This is a genomic window from Salinispora cortesiana (assembly GCF_000484695.1).
GTDB lineage: Bacteria > Actinomycetota > Actinomycetes > Mycobacteriales > Micromonosporaceae > Micromonospora > Micromonospora cortesiana.
The window spans coordinates 1-14,727 of record NZ_AXVR01000042.1 but is presented as its reverse complement, the minus strand read 5'-3'; the positions used below and the strand labels follow the sequence as shown (position 1 = coordinate 14,727).

Annotated in this window: 15 protein-coding genes and 1 pseudogene; 11 read left to right on the top strand and 5 right to left on the bottom strand. The window is 69.9% G+C overall.

The genetic code is table 11. The annotated features are described in order from the left end of the window. Positions 1-27 precede the first annotated feature (27 nt). Positions 28-555, top strand: coding sequence for a DUF1360 domain-containing protein (locus K228_RS0117525; RefSeq protein ID WP_025619609.1), 528 nt, complete (start codon positions 28-30; stop codon positions 553-555). Between the two features lie 109 nt (positions 556-664). On the opposite strand, the gene K228_RS0117520 is transcribed toward K228_RS0117525, so the two are convergent. The 3 genes from K228_RS0117520 to K228_RS0117510 all read right to left on the bottom strand — a co-directional run bounded on the left by K228_RS0117520 (position 665) and on the right by K228_RS0117510 (position 2,345). Next, complete coding sequence (locus K228_RS0117520) at positions 665-871, bottom strand: hypothetical protein (RefSeq protein WP_025619608.1); 207 nt, start codon at positions 869-871, stop codon at positions 665-667. A 91-nt stretch (positions 872-962) separates the two neighbouring features. Beyond that, the gene (locus K228_RS0117515; RefSeq protein WP_025619607.1) at positions 963-1,208 is read right to left on the bottom strand and encodes a hypothetical protein; all 246 of its coding nucleotides are present in this window, start codon (positions 1,206-1,208) and stop codon (positions 963-965) included. A gap of 39 nt (positions 1,209-1,247) precedes the next feature. Next, positions 1,248-2,345, bottom strand: coding sequence for a 3-deoxy-7-phosphoheptulonate synthase (locus tag K228_RS0117510; protein WP_025619606.1), 1,098 nt, complete (start codon positions 2,343-2,345; stop codon positions 1,248-1,250). Positions 2,346-2,653: 308 nt separating this feature from the next. Between K228_RS0117510 and K228_RS0117505 the strand changes: the two genes are divergently transcribed. The 9 genes from K228_RS0117505 (at position 2,654) to K228_RS0117465 (ending at position 12,148) form a co-directional block, all read left to right on the top strand. Next, a complete protein-coding gene (locus K228_RS0117505) occupies positions 2,654-3,805 on the top strand; it encodes an alkaline phosphatase PhoX (RefSeq protein ID WP_025619605.1) in 1,152 nt (383 codons plus the stop codon). A 128-nt stretch (positions 3,806-3,933) separates the two neighbouring features. After that, the gene (locus tag K228_RS0117500) at positions 3,934-5,226 is read left to right on the top strand and encodes a M16 family metallopeptidase (protein WP_025619604.1); all 1,293 of its coding nucleotides are present in this window, start codon (positions 3,934-3,936) and stop codon (positions 5,224-5,226) included. Beyond that, on the top strand, positions 5,223-6,569 hold the full coding sequence (locus tag K228_RS0117495; RefSeq protein ID WP_025619603.1) for a M16 family metallopeptidase: 1,347 nt from the start codon (positions 5,223-5,225) through the stop codon (positions 6,567-6,569). Before K228_RS0117500 ends, K228_RS0117495 begins: the two co-directional genes overlap by 4 nt. Positions 6,570-6,649: 80 nt before the next feature. Continuing rightward, positions 6,650-7,675, top strand: a complete 1,026-nt coding sequence (locus tag K228_RS0117490) for an aspartate-semialdehyde dehydrogenase (RefSeq protein WP_025619602.1) — start codon at positions 6,650-6,652, stop codon at positions 7,673-7,675. An 82-nt stretch (positions 7,676-7,757) separates the two neighbouring features. Beyond that, positions 7,758-8,195, top strand: a complete 438-nt coding sequence (locus tag K228_RS0117485; RefSeq protein WP_025619601.1) for a PPOX class F420-dependent oxidoreductase — start codon at positions 7,758-7,760, stop codon at positions 8,193-8,195. A gap of 83 nt (positions 8,196-8,278) precedes the next feature. Further along, complete coding sequence (locus tag K228_RS0117480) at positions 8,279-8,695, top strand: CBS domain-containing protein (protein ID WP_025619600.1); 417 nt, start codon at positions 8,279-8,281, stop codon at positions 8,693-8,695. A 147-nt stretch (positions 8,696-8,842) separates the two neighbouring features. Then, entirely contained in the window at positions 8,843-9,214 is a 372-nt protein-coding gene (locus K228_RS0117475) for an SCP2 sterol-binding domain-containing protein (protein ID WP_025619599.1), read from the top strand. Next, positions 9,214-11,271: an amylo-alpha-1,6-glucosidase gene (locus K228_RS0117470; protein ID WP_025619598.1), complete on the top strand. Its 2,058-nt coding sequence runs from the start codon at positions 9,214-9,216 to the stop codon at positions 11,269-11,271. The genes K228_RS0117475 and K228_RS0117470 overlap by 1 nt, the downstream gene beginning before the upstream one ends. A 148-nt stretch (positions 11,272-11,419) precedes the next feature. After that, positions 11,420-12,148 carry a lysophospholipid acyltransferase family protein gene (locus K228_RS0117465; RefSeq protein ID WP_025619597.1) on the top strand — a complete coding sequence of 243 codons (729 nt, stop codon included), beginning with the start codon at positions 11,420-11,422 and terminating at the stop codon, positions 12,146-12,148. Positions 12,149-12,160: 12 nt separating this feature from the next. On the opposite strand, the gene K228_RS0117460 is transcribed toward K228_RS0117465, so the two are convergent. Beyond that, the gene (locus K228_RS0117460) at positions 12,161-12,709 is read right to left on the bottom strand and encodes a dihydrofolate reductase family protein (RefSeq protein WP_025619596.1); all 549 of its coding nucleotides are present in this window, start codon (positions 12,707-12,709) and stop codon (positions 12,161-12,163) included. A gap of 143 nt (positions 12,710-12,852) precedes the next feature. Then, the gene (locus K228_RS0117455; RefSeq protein WP_025619595.1) at positions 12,853-13,824 is read right to left on the bottom strand and encodes a YHYH protein; all 972 of its coding nucleotides are present in this window, start codon (positions 13,822-13,824) and stop codon (positions 12,853-12,855) included. Positions 13,825-14,369: 545 nt separating this feature from the next. Between K228_RS0117455 and K228_RS0117450 the strand changes: the two are divergent. Then, a pseudogene (locus K228_RS0117450) lies at positions 14,370-14,727 on the top strand (hypothetical protein); the annotation flags it as partial.

The window sequence follows — 14,727 nt, the reverse complement described above, 5'->3', positions numbered from 1 at the left end:
CGGCTCGGCGACCAGACCGAGGGAGCGGTGACCGAGTTGAAGGCGAAAGTGACCCGTCTGCGTCGGGCCTACGCGCCACACGAGTACCGGCCGCTCGGCGGCTATCTCGTGGCCATGGGTGCCTACGCCGGGGTGACGGCCGCGCTCGCCGGGCTGGTGAAGGCAACTCGGCGGCCGCTGCCGGAGCGGCCCGCGACGGCCGACGTGGTCCTGTTGGCCATCGCGACCCACAAGCTCAGCCGGTTGCTCTCCAAGAAGGCCGTGACCAGCCCGTTGCGGGCCCCGTTCACCCGCTACGCCCGGCCGATCGGCAGTGGCGAGGTGATGGAGGAGGTGCGCGACTCGGGCAGCTCCACCCGGCACGCCGTCGGTGAGCTGCTCAGCTGCCCGTTCTGCCTGGCCGTCTGGGTGGCCACCGGGCTCACCGGTGGGCTGGTGCTGGCGCCGCGTCTGACCCGTCTCGTCGCCACCGCTCTCACCGCCATGACGGCGTCGGACTTCATCCAGCTGGCGTACGCGAGGGCGCAGCAGGATGCCGAGCGGAGCGAGGGCTAGTCAGCCGGCCAAGCAGGACATCCGTCGGGCGATCGCGGGTGGGGCCGGGCTAGCCCGGCCCCACCCGCGATCGCCTGGGTTCGGTGCCTGTGCCGAGCGGCGCGGGCACTCAGCTCTCCTCGCCCGACCAACCTCGGGGAGACTCCTCCTCCCGCTCGTCGGCGTCCGCGCCGGTGATGATGTCTCGATCAACCGCGGTGACATCGTGCTCCCGGGCGAAGTCCGGCTCCGGTAGCGTGTCCCGGCCCTCCGGCGGCTGGCCGAGAGCCGCGAGCTGTTCCTGCTGCTCCGAGCGCCGCTGGCCGGGCTGGGACATGTCACTCTCCTTCACGTCGGATCACCGGGCTGCGCGCCCGGGCTCCGGGCGTCACCGGTCGCCGCGGACCGGCTCGTCCGCGGCGGCCCGGTCAGGCGGCCGACCCGCCCAGCAGGTCGGCCGCCTCGTCCACGGAGTACTCGCCCTCGGGTAGTCCGCCGATGCGGGTGAGTAGCCCCGCCGGCATCTGGGCGGCGACCGCCCGCCGGTAGATGTCGCCCTGGCTGATCCGTTCCTGGCCGCGGTAGAGATCCTCGAGGAGGTCGTCGAGACGGCGCAGGTCCGACTCGGTCTCGGGCACCGCGGTTACGGGTGGGTTGTCGGTCACGGCGCCCAACTACCCGGGGCCGTACCCGGTAAACCACCCGCCCGGGGGTCAGGCCGGGGTGACCGCCGGAGCCCGACGCCGGGTGCGCACGGCGGCGGCCAGGTCGGCCAGGACCTCCTCCGTGGTGTCCCAGCCGATGCAGGCATCGGTGATCGACTGACCGTATGTCAGCTCGCGGGTCGGGTCCAGGTCCTGCCGACCCGGGAGGAGGAAGCTCTCCAGCATGACGCCGACGATGCCGTGCTGCCCTCCGGCGAGTTGGGCGGCCACGTCGGCGGCGACGAGCGGCTGGTTGCGGTGGTCCTTGCCGCTGTTGGCGTGGCTGGCGTCGATGACCAGTCGTTCCGGAAGCCCGGCGGCGCGCAGCAGCGCCAGTGCGTCGTTCACCGACTCGGCGTCGTAGTTCGGCTGGTTGCCGCCACCGCGGAGCACCAGGTGGCCGTCGGTGTTACCGCGGGTATGCATGATCGCCGGGGTGCCGGAGGCGTCGATGCCGGGGAAGACGTGCGGCACGCCGGCCGCCCGGATGGCGTCCACCGCGGTGGAGATGCTGCCGTCGGGACGGTTCTTCATTCCGATCGGCATCGACAGGCCGGAGGCGAGCTGGCGGTGCACCTGGCTCTCCACTGTCCGGGCGCCGATCGCGCCCCAGGCCACCGTGTCGGCGATGTACTGCGGGGTGATCGGGTCCAGGAACTCGCAGCCGACCGGAAGCCCCAGGCGCAGCACGTCGATCAGGAGCGCCCGGGCCCGGCGCAGGCCGGTGTTCACATCACCGGAGCCGTCCAGCCCAGGGTCGTTGATTAGCCCCTTCCAGCCGACGGTCGAGCGCGGCTTCTCGAAGTAGACCCGCATCACCACGAGCAGGTCGTCGGCGAGCCGGTCGGCGAGATCGCGGAGTCGGTGCGCGTAGGCGAGGGCGGCGACCGGGTCGTGTACCGAGCAGGGGCCGACCACCACCAGGAGGCGGTCGTCGGCGCGGTCCAACACTCGGCCGACGGCCCGTCTGCCCGCAAGCACGGCCGAGGTGAGCGGATTGTCCAGGGGGAGCTCGTGGTGTAGCAGGGCCGGGGTGGTCAGCGGCACCACGCGGTCGATCCGCTGGTCGCTGATCCGGTTGGTCTCGGAGGTGGTCACGGTGGGCATCCCTTCGCCGACCGTGCCCGGGGCCGGTGCCCGGGAGAGCCGGCTGCTCGTACGCAAAAAGGCAGGAGCGGAAGCTCCTGCCTTGCCGGCTCGTGCGGGTGACGTCAGCTCACGATGAGGTCACCGGCGGGAGAGCCGGCTGCCTAAACCATCGATACGAGCGTGTCACGTCGGCGAGTCTACCCGACTCGACGGCAATGGCCACCCGCTCGTTCGGAAAAGCTCATCTGATTTTTACCAGCGTCGATGGCGGTATCGATAGGTTTGTGATGCCAACGACCGACCACTCCCTCTCCCGGAGGTTTTCGATGGATCGTCGTACCCTGCTCCGCGCCGGCGTCGCCGGTGGCGCCGCAGCCTTCTCCGGCAGCCTCTGGGCTGGCGCCGCGCTGGCCGACCCCGCCCAGCCGGGGGAGAGCCCCTACGGACCCCTGCAGTCGGCCGACGCCCTGGGCATCCAGCTACCCGTGGGATTCACCAGTCGGATCGTGGCCCGTTCCCGAGAGGCCGTCACCGGTACCGCGTACACCTGGCACGACGCGCCCGACGGCGGTGCCTGCTTTGCCGCCGGCGTCGGCTGGATCTACGTCTCCAACTCGGAGATCACCCCGGGTGGCGGCGCGTCGGCGATCCGGTTCAACGCCGACGGCAGCATCGCCTCGGCCTACCAGATCCTGTCGGGCACCCGGCAGAACTGCGCGGGTGGGGCGACGCCGTGGGGGACCTGGCTCTCCTGCGAGGAGGTCAGCCGGGGCTACGTCTACGAGACCTACCCGGCCGGTGGCGCGAGCGCCCTGCGGCGGGACGCGATGGGTCTGTTCAAGCACGAGGCCGCCGCCTGTGATCCAGGGCGTCAAGTGATCTACCTCACCGAGGATGAGAGTGACGGCTGCCTCTACCGGTTCCGGCCGACGACCTGGGGTGACCTCTCGGCCGGAACCCTGGAGGTGCTGGTGGCTGGCACCGCCACCAGCGGCCCGGTGTCCTGGGCCCCGGTGCCAGACCCGGACGGCTCGCCGACGTACACCCGAGACCAGGTCTCCGGGGCGAAGCGGTTCAACGGCGGGGAGGGCTGTTGGTACGCCGACGGGACCTGTTGGTTCACCACGAAGGGGGACAACCGGGTTTGGGCGTACGACGCGGTCAACGAGCGCATCGACCTGGCGTACGACGACTCGTTGGTCTCCGGCACCGCACCGCTGACCGGGGTGGACAACATCACCGGTACCGCCGCCGGTGACCTCTACGTCGCCGAGGACGGTGGCAACATGGAGGTCAACATCATTACGCCGGACGAGGTCGTCGCTCCGTTCCTGCGGATCACCGGTCAGTCCCGATCGGAGATCTGCGGTCCGGCGTTCTCCCCTGACGGCACCCGGTTCTACTTTTCCTCCCAGCGTGGCACCTCCGGATCGTCCTCCGGCGGCATCACCTACGAGGTACGCGGCCCGTTCCGCTGAGCGAGCCGGCGGGGCCCACGGGCTGAACCAGCGCGTCGGGCCCCGTCTCCTGGCGCACCGTCCGCGCGTCGGGCCCGTCCCGCGGCGCACCGTCCACGCGCGCCCCGGAGATCGGATAGCGTCCTCCCATGCCCGACAGCGGTTTTCCCTGGCCCATCGAGACGACCCGACTGGACAACGGCCTGCGCGTGGTGGTGAGCGAGGACCGCACCGCCCCAGCCGTGGCCGTGAACCTCTGGTACGACATCGGCTCCCGGCACGAACCGGAGGGGCAGACCGGCTTCGCCCACCTCTTCGAGCACCTGATGTTCGAGGGCTCGACAAATGTGGCGAAAACCGAGCACATGAAGCTGGTCCAGGGGTGCGGTGGGTCCCTCAACGCCACCACCAATCCAGACCGCACCAACTACTTCGAGACGGTCCCCGCCGAGCACCTTGAGCTGACCCTCTGGCTCGAGGCCGACCGGATGGGCGGGTTGGTGCCGGCGTTGACCCAGGAGACGCTGGACAACCAGCGGGACGTGGTCAAGAACGAGCGGCGGCAGCGCTACGAGAACGTCCCGTACGGCGATGCGTGGCTGCGGCTGCTGCCGCTGCTCTACCCGCCCGGCCACCCGTACCACCACGCGACGATCGGCTCGATGGCCGACCTGAACGCCGCCGACCTCCCCACCTTCCAGGCATTCCACACCGCGTACTACGCGCCGAACAACGCCGTTCTCACGGTCGTCGGCGACACCTCCGCCGTCGAGGTGTTCGCCCTGGCCGAGAAGTACTTCGGCGCGATCCCCTCCCGACCGGAGATCCCGGCCGCGCCGGACGGCCAGTACGTTCCCGGCGCCGGCGTGGCGACGACGGAGACGGTCGTCACCGAGGTTCCCGCGCCCCGGGTGTACGTCGCGCACCGTACCCACCCGTTCGGCACCGCCGGTTACGACGTGACCAGCGTGCTCGCCACCGTCCTCGGCAGCGGGCGGGGCAGCCGGCTCTACCAACGGCTCGCCGACGGGGAACGGATCGCGCAGCCGGACCTGGTCGGGGCGTACGGCGTGGACCTGGCGTACGCCCCGGCGCCGTTGATCGCCACCGCCACCGCCCGCCCCGGGGTACCGGCCGAGCGGTTGGCCGCCGGGTTGGGCGAGGTTGTCGACGAGTTGGCCACGGTGCCGGTTACCGCCGCGGAGCTGGACCGGGCCAAGGCGCTGCTCAGCACCGCCTGGTGGCGGCAGATGTCGACGGTGGAGGGTCGGGCCGACACGCTGGGCCGATACGCGACACAGTTCGGCGACCCGCGCCAGGCGGCCGAGCGGCTGCCAGCGTGGCTGGGGGTGACCGCCGAGCAGATCGCGGCGGTGGCCGCCGAGGTGCTCGCCCCCGCCGACCGGGTGACTCTGACCTACCTGCCCGAGGAGAGCTCATGACGCTGATCAGCACCCGGCCCGGTCCGGGCGCCGCCCGACCGTACCGGTTTCCGAAGGTGGTTCGCCGCGGTGTCGCGGGTGGGCAACTGGTCGCCGCGCACCTGCCGGGGCAGTCGTTGGCGGTGGCGCTGTTGCTGCTCGACGCCGGCGCCGGCCGCGAACCACAGGGGCGGGAGGGGCTGGGCGGGGTGCTCGCCAAGGCCCTGGAGGAGGGGACGGCGCAGCGGGACGCGACCGCGTACGCGTTGGCCATCGAGGCGCTCGGCACCGAGCTGGTGGCCGGCCTGGATTGGGACTCCTTCCAGGTGAGCGTGCAGGTTCCGGTGGATCGGCTGCCCGCCGCCGTGGAGCTGTTGGCCGAGGCGGTGCGCACGCCACGGCTGGACCCGGACGATGTTCGGCGGGTTCGCGACGACGAGGCGACCGCCCAGCGCATGGATTGGGCGAATCCGGGCCCGCGGGCCGACGCGGCGCTGCGGGCGGACCTGTTCGGCGCCGAGAACCGCTGGGGCCGGCCGCTGTACGGCGATCCGGAGACGGTGGCCGCGTTGGAGGTCGAGGACGTCCGCATCTTCCACTCGGAGTGGTTCCTTCGGCCGGGCACTCTGATCGTCGCCGGGGACCTGGAGCGACTCGACCTGGACGCGCTCGCGGCGACGGCGTTCGCCGGCACCGGTGGCGGCGCGGTGGACCGGGGTGGCCCGGTCGAGGTCACCCCGCGCGACGGCCGCAAGATCATTTTGGTGGACCGGCCGGGTTCGGTGCAGTCGACGCTGCGGCTCGGGCACCCGTCGCCGCACCGCGCGCATCCCGACCATGTGCCGATGCGGCTCGCCGGCACCGTACTCGGCGGCGCCTTCACCTCCCGGCTCAACCACCTGATCCGGGAGGTGCGGGGCTACACGTACGGGATCCGGGGCGACTTCGTGTCGTCGCGTCGGTTCGGGCGGTTCGCGGTCAGCTCCGGCGTGCAGACCGCGGTGACCGCGCCCGCGTTGGTCGAGGCGGTCGGCGAGATCACCCGTACCCAGCAGACCGGGGTGACCGAACCGGAGCTGGCGGTGGCCCGCTCCTGGCTGGCCGGCCAGCTCTCGGTCGAGTTGCAGACGCCACGGGCGATCGCCGCGGCGCTGACCACGCTGGTCGTCCACGACCTGCCCGACGACTACCACGCCCGGCTGCGTGCGGCGCTGCTCGCCGCCGAGGTCGAGGAGGTGTCGGCGGCCGCCGCCGCGCACCTGCACCCGGCGGGGTTGACGCTGGTCGTCGAGGGGGATGCCGCCCAGATCCGGGCCGAGCTGGCGGCGACCGACCTGGGGGAGGTCGTTACCAGCACTCGCTGACCGGCCGCCGCCCGGATCGCCAGGTCCGGGCGGTGGGAAGGATTCTTGGTTGGCGGGCTCGGCTGGGTAGCCTCGCGGGTATGAGGATCGGCATTGTGGGGGCCACCGGCCAGGTCGGTGGGGTAATGCGGCAGGTGTTGGCGGAGCGGGAGTTCCCGGCGGAACAGGTTCGGCTGTTCGCCTCCGCGCGGTCGGTGGGGCGGACCCTGCCGTGGCGCGGCGGCGAACTGACGGTGGAGGACGCCGCCGTCGCCGACTACTCGGGGTTGGACGTCGTGCTCTTCTCGGCCGGCAAGGAAACCGCCCGGGATCTGGCCCCCCGGGTCGCCGAAGCCGGAGCTGTGGTGATCGACAACTCGTCGGCCTTTCGGATGGACCCGGCGGTGCCGCTCGTCGTCGCCGAGGTGAATCCCCACGCTGCCCGGCAACGGCCCCGAGGGATCATCGCCAACCCGAACTGCACCACGATGGCCGCGATGCCGGTGCTGCGTCCGCTGCACGCCGAGGCGGAGCTGGTGAGTCTCGTCGTCTCGACCTACCAGGCGGTCTCCGGGGCCGGCCTCTCCGGCGTGGCTGAGCTGGACGAGCAGGTCCGGAAGGTGGCCGAGCACGCGAGTGGCCTCACCTTCGACGGCGGGGCCGTGGACTTCCCGGTGCCCCGGTCGTTTGCCCAGACGATCGCGTTCAACGTGCTCCCGCTCGCCGGTTCGATCGTTGACGACGGGTCCGAGGAGACCGACGAGGAGCAGAAGCTGCGGAACGAGAGCCGCAAGATCCTCGAGATCCCCGAGCTCAAGGTCTCCGGCACCTGCGTCCGGGTACCCGTCTTCACCGGCCACTCACTTCAGGTCAACGCCCGCTTTGCCCGGCCGATCACCCCGCAGCGGGCCCGGGAGTTGCTTGCTGACGCACCCGGCGTCGCCCTCTCCGAGGTGCCCACGCCGTTGCAGGCCGCCGGTCAGGACCCGACCTATGTGGGCCGAATTCGCGCCGACCAGACCGTCGAACACGGTCTCGCCCTCTTCTGCGCCAACGACAACCTGCGTAAGGGGGCGGCGCTCAACGCCGTACAGATCGCCGAACTGGTCGCCGCCGAGCGCGCCTGAGCCGGACCGTCAGCGCCGCCCTCACCCCCGGGGCGGTGCCGACGTGTTTGGATTGTGGGTGGACCCGACGAGGGAGGCAACCGTGACCGACCAGAGCCAGGCGCCGCTGCTCGAGCTCCTCGCGGAGCACCGGATGGGTGTGTTGGCGACGCTGCGGCGGGACGGGCCCGCGCAGCTCTCCACCGTGCTCTACCAGTACGACCCGGCGGCCGGGCTGATCCGGATCTCGGTCACCGACAACCGGGCCAAGGTCGCCAACCTGCGCCGGGATCCGCAGGCCAGCTTCCACGTCAGCAGCGGCGCCGGCTGGGCGTACGCGGTCGCCGAGGGGCGGGCCGAGCTGACGCCGGTCGCCGAGCGCGGGGACGACCCCACGGTCGAGGAGTTGGTCACCCTCTACCGGGCGATGCAGGGTGAACACCCGGACTGGGACGAATTCCGCCGGGAGATGGTGGCGCAGCGCCGGCTGGTGTTGCGGCTGCACGTCGAGCGCGTCTACGGCCTTCCGCCGCATGGCTGAGCGGCCACCCCATCGCTTCCGGGCTCGTTACCTGCCCGCCTGGTGGGGGTAGTCCGCGGTGCCGACAGCGAGAGGGGAGCACCATGACAACGGTCGGAGAGTTCATGACGACCCGGTTGGTGACGATGGACGGCAACGACACGCTCATCGCGGCCGCCCAGGAGATGCGGGACTGCGCCATCGGCGACGTCGTGGTCACGGATGGCGACGACGTAGTTGGTATCGTGACAGACCGTGACATTACCGTGCGGGCGGTGGCGGAGAACATGAACCCCGCCTCGACCCGGTTGAACGAGATCACCACCCGGGATGTGATCACGGTCAGCCAGTACGACGACGCCGTGGCCGCCGCCGACCTGATGCGGACGTACGCGGTGCGTCGCCTGCCGGTGGTCGAGAACGGGCAGCTGATCGGCCTGGTGTCGATGGGGGACCTGGCGGTGGAGCGCGAACCGCAGTCGGTGCTCGCGGACATCAGCGCGGACGACCCGAACAACTAGCGCGGCTCGGCCAGGTTCACCCGATCCGGGCGAGGTTGACCCGGTCCGGATCGGGGGACCCGTGCGCGGAGGTGATGGCACGACGTCGGGATGTGCCACGGGTAGCCCAGTCGCGTGTGCGGACGGGGCCGGCGGGAGGGGAGACCCATGTCGGAAGCGACCACGGCCTTCTTCGAGGACCTCGACCGGCGGGGCTTTGAGCCGCTGCTGATGCGGACCACCGCGACGGTCCGGTTCGACCTGCATGAGGGGGCGCACACGACGCACTGGTTCGTCCGGATCGACCGCGGGCGGTTGCGGGTGGGCCGGGAGGACCTCGAGGCCGACGCGACCATCGGACTCAGCCCGGCGCTCTTCGAGGAGTTGGCCGCCGGGCGGGAACACGCCATCGCGGCCAGCCTGCGGGGGGACCTGAGGGTCAGCGGCGATCCACGGCTCTTCGTCCAGGTGGAGAGGCTCTTCCCGGGTGATCCGCGCTCGCGTGGGCCGCGCCGAGCCTTCGGGCGGGAGGTTCGTTGATGCCGGGCAACACGGTGCGCATTCTCGACGGCAACACCTTCGTGGTCTCCGCGGAGAGCGGGGACATCGAGGCGACGCCGAACGAGCCGACCGGTCTCTTCTCCCTCGACACCCGCTTCCTGTCCACCTGGGTGCTGACGGTCAACGGCGAACGGCTCAACCCGCTCTCCTATGACGACCTGCAGTACTACGAGGCGCGGTTCTTCCTGGTGCCGGGGGCGGCGACACACTATGTGGACGCCAAGCTCTCGGTCATCCGGGAACGGGCGGTGGGGGGAAGCTTCCGGGAGACGCTCACCATTCTCAATCACGATGAGAATCCGGTCGAGCTGGAGGTCCGGATGGCGGCGGCAGCTGACTTCGCCGATCTGTTCGAGATCAAGGACGACCAGCTGAGTAAGCAGGGCGAGACCTACACCGAGGCCGAGTCGGACCGGCTTCGGCTGGGCTACCGGCGCGGCAACTTTCGACGGGAAACCATGATCACCTCGTCGGTGCCGGCGCGGTTCGACCAGGGCGGCTTCACCTACACCCTCCACCTGGCGGCGAATGAGCAGTGGGTGGCGGAGATCGACGTCCGGACCATGACCCTCGGCCCCGGCGGCCGGGACCTGCGCAGGGGCCTGCGTGCGCATGGCGACGAGCGGCTCGCCCTGGAACAGGACCTCAAGGATTGGATCGCAGACGCTCCCAAGGTCAACAGTGAACGCGAGGATCTGACCGCGACGTACCGCCGCTGCCTGGTCGACCTGGCGGCGCTGCGCTTCGTTCCGTTCTCACTGGGTGGGGCGGCGCTACCGGCCGCCGGCCTGCCGTGGTTCATGACCATGTTCGGTCGGGACAGCATCCTGACCTGCCTGCAGGTACTGCCGTTCGCCCCGGAGTTGTCCAAGACGACGCTACAGATCCTCGCCGCCCTCCAGGGCACCCGGTTCGACGACTTCCGGGAGGAGGACCCGGGCCGGATTCTGCACGAGATGCGGTACGGCGAGACGGCGGCCTTCGAGGAGCAGCCACACTCGCCGTACTACGGATCGGTGGACGCGACCCCGCTGTTCCTTGTGCTCCTCGACGAGTACGAGCGGTGGAGTGGGGACGCTGATCTGGTGCGGGCGTTGCAGGTCGAGTGCCGGGCCGCGTTGAAATGGATCGATGGATATGCCGACCTGGTGGGCAACGGCTACATCTGGTACGAACGACGCAACACCGACACCGGGCTGAAGAACCAGTGCTGGAAGGACTCCTGGGACTCCATCTCCTACCGCGACGGCTCCCTGCCGCCGTTTCCCCGGGCCACCTGCGAGGTGCAGGGATACGCGTACGACGCAAAGGTGCGGGCGGCTCGGCTGGCCCGCGAGTTCTGGGACGACCCGGCCTACGCCGAGCAGCTGGAGCGGGAGGCGGCCGACCTAAAGGAACGGTTCAACCGGGAGTGGTGGGTGGAGGACGGCGGGTACTACGCACTCGCCCTGGACCCGGACGGTCGGCAGTGCGACGTGCTCAGCTCCAACATCGGGCATCTGCTGTGGAGCGGAATCGCTACCGATGAGCGAGCCCCGAGAATCGCCGAACACCTGGTTGGGCCACGACTCTTCTCCGGCTGGGGGGTTCGGACGCTGGCCAAGGGGGAGGCCCGATACAACCCAATCGGCTATCACAACGGCACCATCTGGCCGTTCGACAACTCGTTCGTCGCCTGGGGCCTGCGCAAGTATGGCTTTGCGGAGGAGGCGGCGACGGTCGCCAGCGGCATCCTCGACGCCGCCCGCTACTTCGACGGTCGGCTGCCGGAGGCGTTCGGCGGCTACCCACGGGAGCTGACCAAGTTTCCAGTCGAGTACCCGACCGCGTGTACGCCCCAGGCCTGGTCCACCGGCGCCCCGTTGTTGCTGCTGCGGACGATGCTCGGGCTGGAGCCACACCAGGGCCACCTGGTTGTCGAGCCGCGTCTACCAGCGGGGATGGGTCGGATCGAGGTGCTGGACATTCCGGGCCGGTGGGGTCGGGTGGATGCGTTCGCCCGTGGCCGGCTCGACCTGCGCCAGCGCGGCGACTGAGGGGCGCGGGTCCCGCCCGTCGGCTCGCGGTCGGGCCCGCGGCCCGCAGTCGGGGCCCATAGCCGGAACCGGCAGTTGGTACCGGCAGTCGGGACAAACACGGCTTCCACCTACCGGGCGGTCACCTTACCCGGGGTAGGGTCAGCGGATGCCGGAACTCGTGTATCCGCCCGTGATCGCCGCCGCCCAGACGATGTTCCGGGTACTCGACCTGAAAATCACCATCGAGGGTGCCCACCACGTTCCCCGTACCGGTGGTGCTGTCCTGGCCAGCAACCACATCAGCTACCTCGACTTCATCTTCTGTGGCCTGGGCGCGCGCGAGTCGAAGCGGCTGGTCCGGTTCATGGCCAAGAAGTCCGTGTTCACGCATCGGATTTCCGGGCCGCTGATGCGGGCGATGCGACACATCCCGGTCGATCGCCGGGCCGGCAGCGGCTCCTACGTCGAGGCGGTCACCGCGCTGCGGCAGGGCGAGGTGGTCGGGGTCTTCCCCGAGGCGACGATCAGCCGGTCGTTCACCGTCAAGCACCTCAAGAGCGGTGCGACCCGGATGGCCCGGGAAGCCGACGTGCCGGTGCTGCCGGTGGCGATCTGGGGAACCCAACGGCTCTGGACCAAGGGACGGCCACGCACCCTCAGCCGGCGGCACACCCCGATCTCCATCCTGATCGGGGAGCCGATGAATCCGGCTGCATACCCGGACGCGAACGCGATGAACACCGACCTGGCCGAGCGGCTGAGCGCTCTGGTTGACCGGACCCAACGCGAGTACCCGGAGCGTCCGGCCGGCCCCGACGACAGTTGGTGGCTCCCGGCGCATCTCGGCGGCGGCGCACCCACCCCCGCCGAGGCGGCCGTCCTGGATCGCTCCTGAGCCGCTCCGGGCTCAGCGGGTTCTGTCGAGTTCGTAGTCGGCGAGCATGGCGCCGGAGGGGGTTCCCTCCAGCCGCAGCAGCTTCCACTGCCGTAGCTGCTCGTCACCCTCGCCGAGCAGTCGTCGCCCGGAGCCCAGCACCGCCGGGGCGATGACGAGCCGGAGCTCGTCGATCAGATTGTCCGCCAGTAGGGACTGGGCGAGGCGAATGCTGCCGTGGACGCCGATGTCGCCACCCGGACGCTCCTTGAGCCGGCGCACGAGATCGGCGACCGGGCCTGAGTCGACCGTGGTGTTGGCCCACGGCACCGTCGGAGTCGCCGAGCTGATCAGGAACTTCGGCACCGCGTTGATGAAGTCGGCGAAGGGCTGTTCCTCCGCCGTCGGCCAGTACGGCGCCCACTCGTCGTAGGTCCGTCGGCCGAGCAGCACGGTGTCCTGACTCTTGATCGTCCGGGCGAGGTTGGCGTACATCACCTCGTCGAAGTTGAAAATGTAGCGATCGGGTGCCCCCACCACCCCGTCCATCGACATCAGTGTGTAGAGCACGACCTTGCGCATGGAAACTCCCCTGACTGTCGTCTCGGTCGACCGAGTGTCGAACTCCGGTATGACAAACGGCTCCGGGGCGCATGGGTAGCGGAACCGCCGATGCTGCCTGCGGCACCCCGCATCCGGCGGCCGGCAAACGGATCGGTCATCAACTACCGAGGCCCACCCCCGCGTCCCGAGTGGCGGAAGCTCTCCGCGAGGGTGCCGACGAACTGTCGTGGGATGAACGGAAACGTGTCGGTGAGGACGTAGTAGTAGGTGCCGTCGGGGTACTCGGGCGTGACCCCGTGTCGACCATTGGCCACGTCCAGCACGCCGTGGCCCGGCACAAACTCGAAATCCTCGGTGTATGTGCCGTCGTATGCGCCGCCCGGTCCATTCGGGCGCAGGCCGGAGCGCAGCCGATACGAGGAGGTCAGCCTGGTGATGCCGGAGGTCGGGTCCATGGCGTCGCGGTAGCCTGACCCTGCGTAGATGGGGAAGCCGTCGCCGGCCCAGCCGAGCAGCGGGGAGTGGCGGCTCGGATCCCGCTGATCGGCGAGAGCCGTAGGTAGGCCGTGGTAATGGTAGGCCCCGGTCGGCTGAACGTGGGCGTTGTTGTCGTCCAGGCCGAGGGTTGCCTTGGGCCCGATCGCCTCGATCGTCCAGCCGGAGGCCGGGTCCCGTCGGTACCACTCGGCGGCGAGGGGGTCGAAGAGGACCCCGTTGATCGCGATGCCGAAGGGCTGTGGCAGGACAAACCTGGTGGCGCGACTGGCCTGGGTGCCCTGCAGCGGTAGCTGAAACTCGTACGCCTGGGCCGAGACGGCGTGGGGGTTGTTCGCGTTCGGGAAGCTGCCCCTCGGGTGGTTCGGCAGTCCGTTGGCGCGGATGATCCGACTGTCCCCAGTGACCGTCACGTCGATCTGCGTCCCGGTGGCGCTGTCGGCGATCGAGTAGCTGCCCGTCAGCTCGGTCGTCACCGCGCTGGTTGGTGTGTCGATGGAGGCGGCCGACGCTGAGGGGCCGTCGACCCCGGTGACCGTCGTCCGGCCACATGCCGAGACCCCGAGGGCGGCGGCGAGCCCACCGAGCAGGAAGACACGGCGGGTGGGTCGACCAGCGCCGGATCGAGGAGAAGTCATACCAGCACTGTGGCCGCTGATCTCAGGTGTTGGCTGTGCGCTATCTGTGAACCAGCTGAAAGCAACTGGTGTCGCCGATCAGATCACCAGCATGGCACTGGAGCGCCGGCGTTGAACCAGGCCCAGTCCTCCCGCCAATGACCGCAGCGGGCGGTGGCACCCGTCGGCGGCTGCGGCTGTGTCCGGTCGAAGGCATGGACCTGGGTCGGCAGCAGCTGATCACTGCCCGGGTGTCGGCGTTGTCGTGGCGGCAAACCGTTCTGCTCACTTGGTTGTCGGCAGGGCGATTCAACGACGAGGTTGCCTTCACCGTACAAAAATTGCTTTACCGCTTCTTTCGGACAATACCTCCTAATAACGAACTTCCCGGTAGTGGCCGGTGGGCTGGCTAACGGTAAGCCGTATGTGGGTTTGCTTGAGGTAAGCCCACAAAACGAGAAAGGTTCTCATACAGTGCTTCTGGGGGCTACAACCGATTTGTGGCAGGGATATTCACTTTTACGTGATATGTCCCTTTCTGGTATGAGGAGAGGGCAGAGAGCTCAATGTCCAACTACCAAGCTCAGAACAATGCCGTGAACCCGCAGGCCGCGTCGAAGCGGCGACGCAAGCTCTGGATCGCCGCCGGGCTCACCGGGGTGGTCAGCATCGCCGCGGTTGGTCTCACCGGGGTCGGAGCCGGTGCCCGGGACCTGGCCCAGAGTGCGGCTCAGGTCGCCAAGAGCGGAGGTCAGGGCGCCGACGCGGGCGGCGAGGGCTACGAGGGCCGTGAGGGCCGCGAGGGCCGCGAGGGTGGCTGGGAAGACAGCCGCGAGGGCGACTGGAAGGACAGCCGTGAGGGCGGTTGGGAAGACCATCGCGGGGGTGACTGGGACGGCAAGCGAGACGAGGGAGATCGGGGGA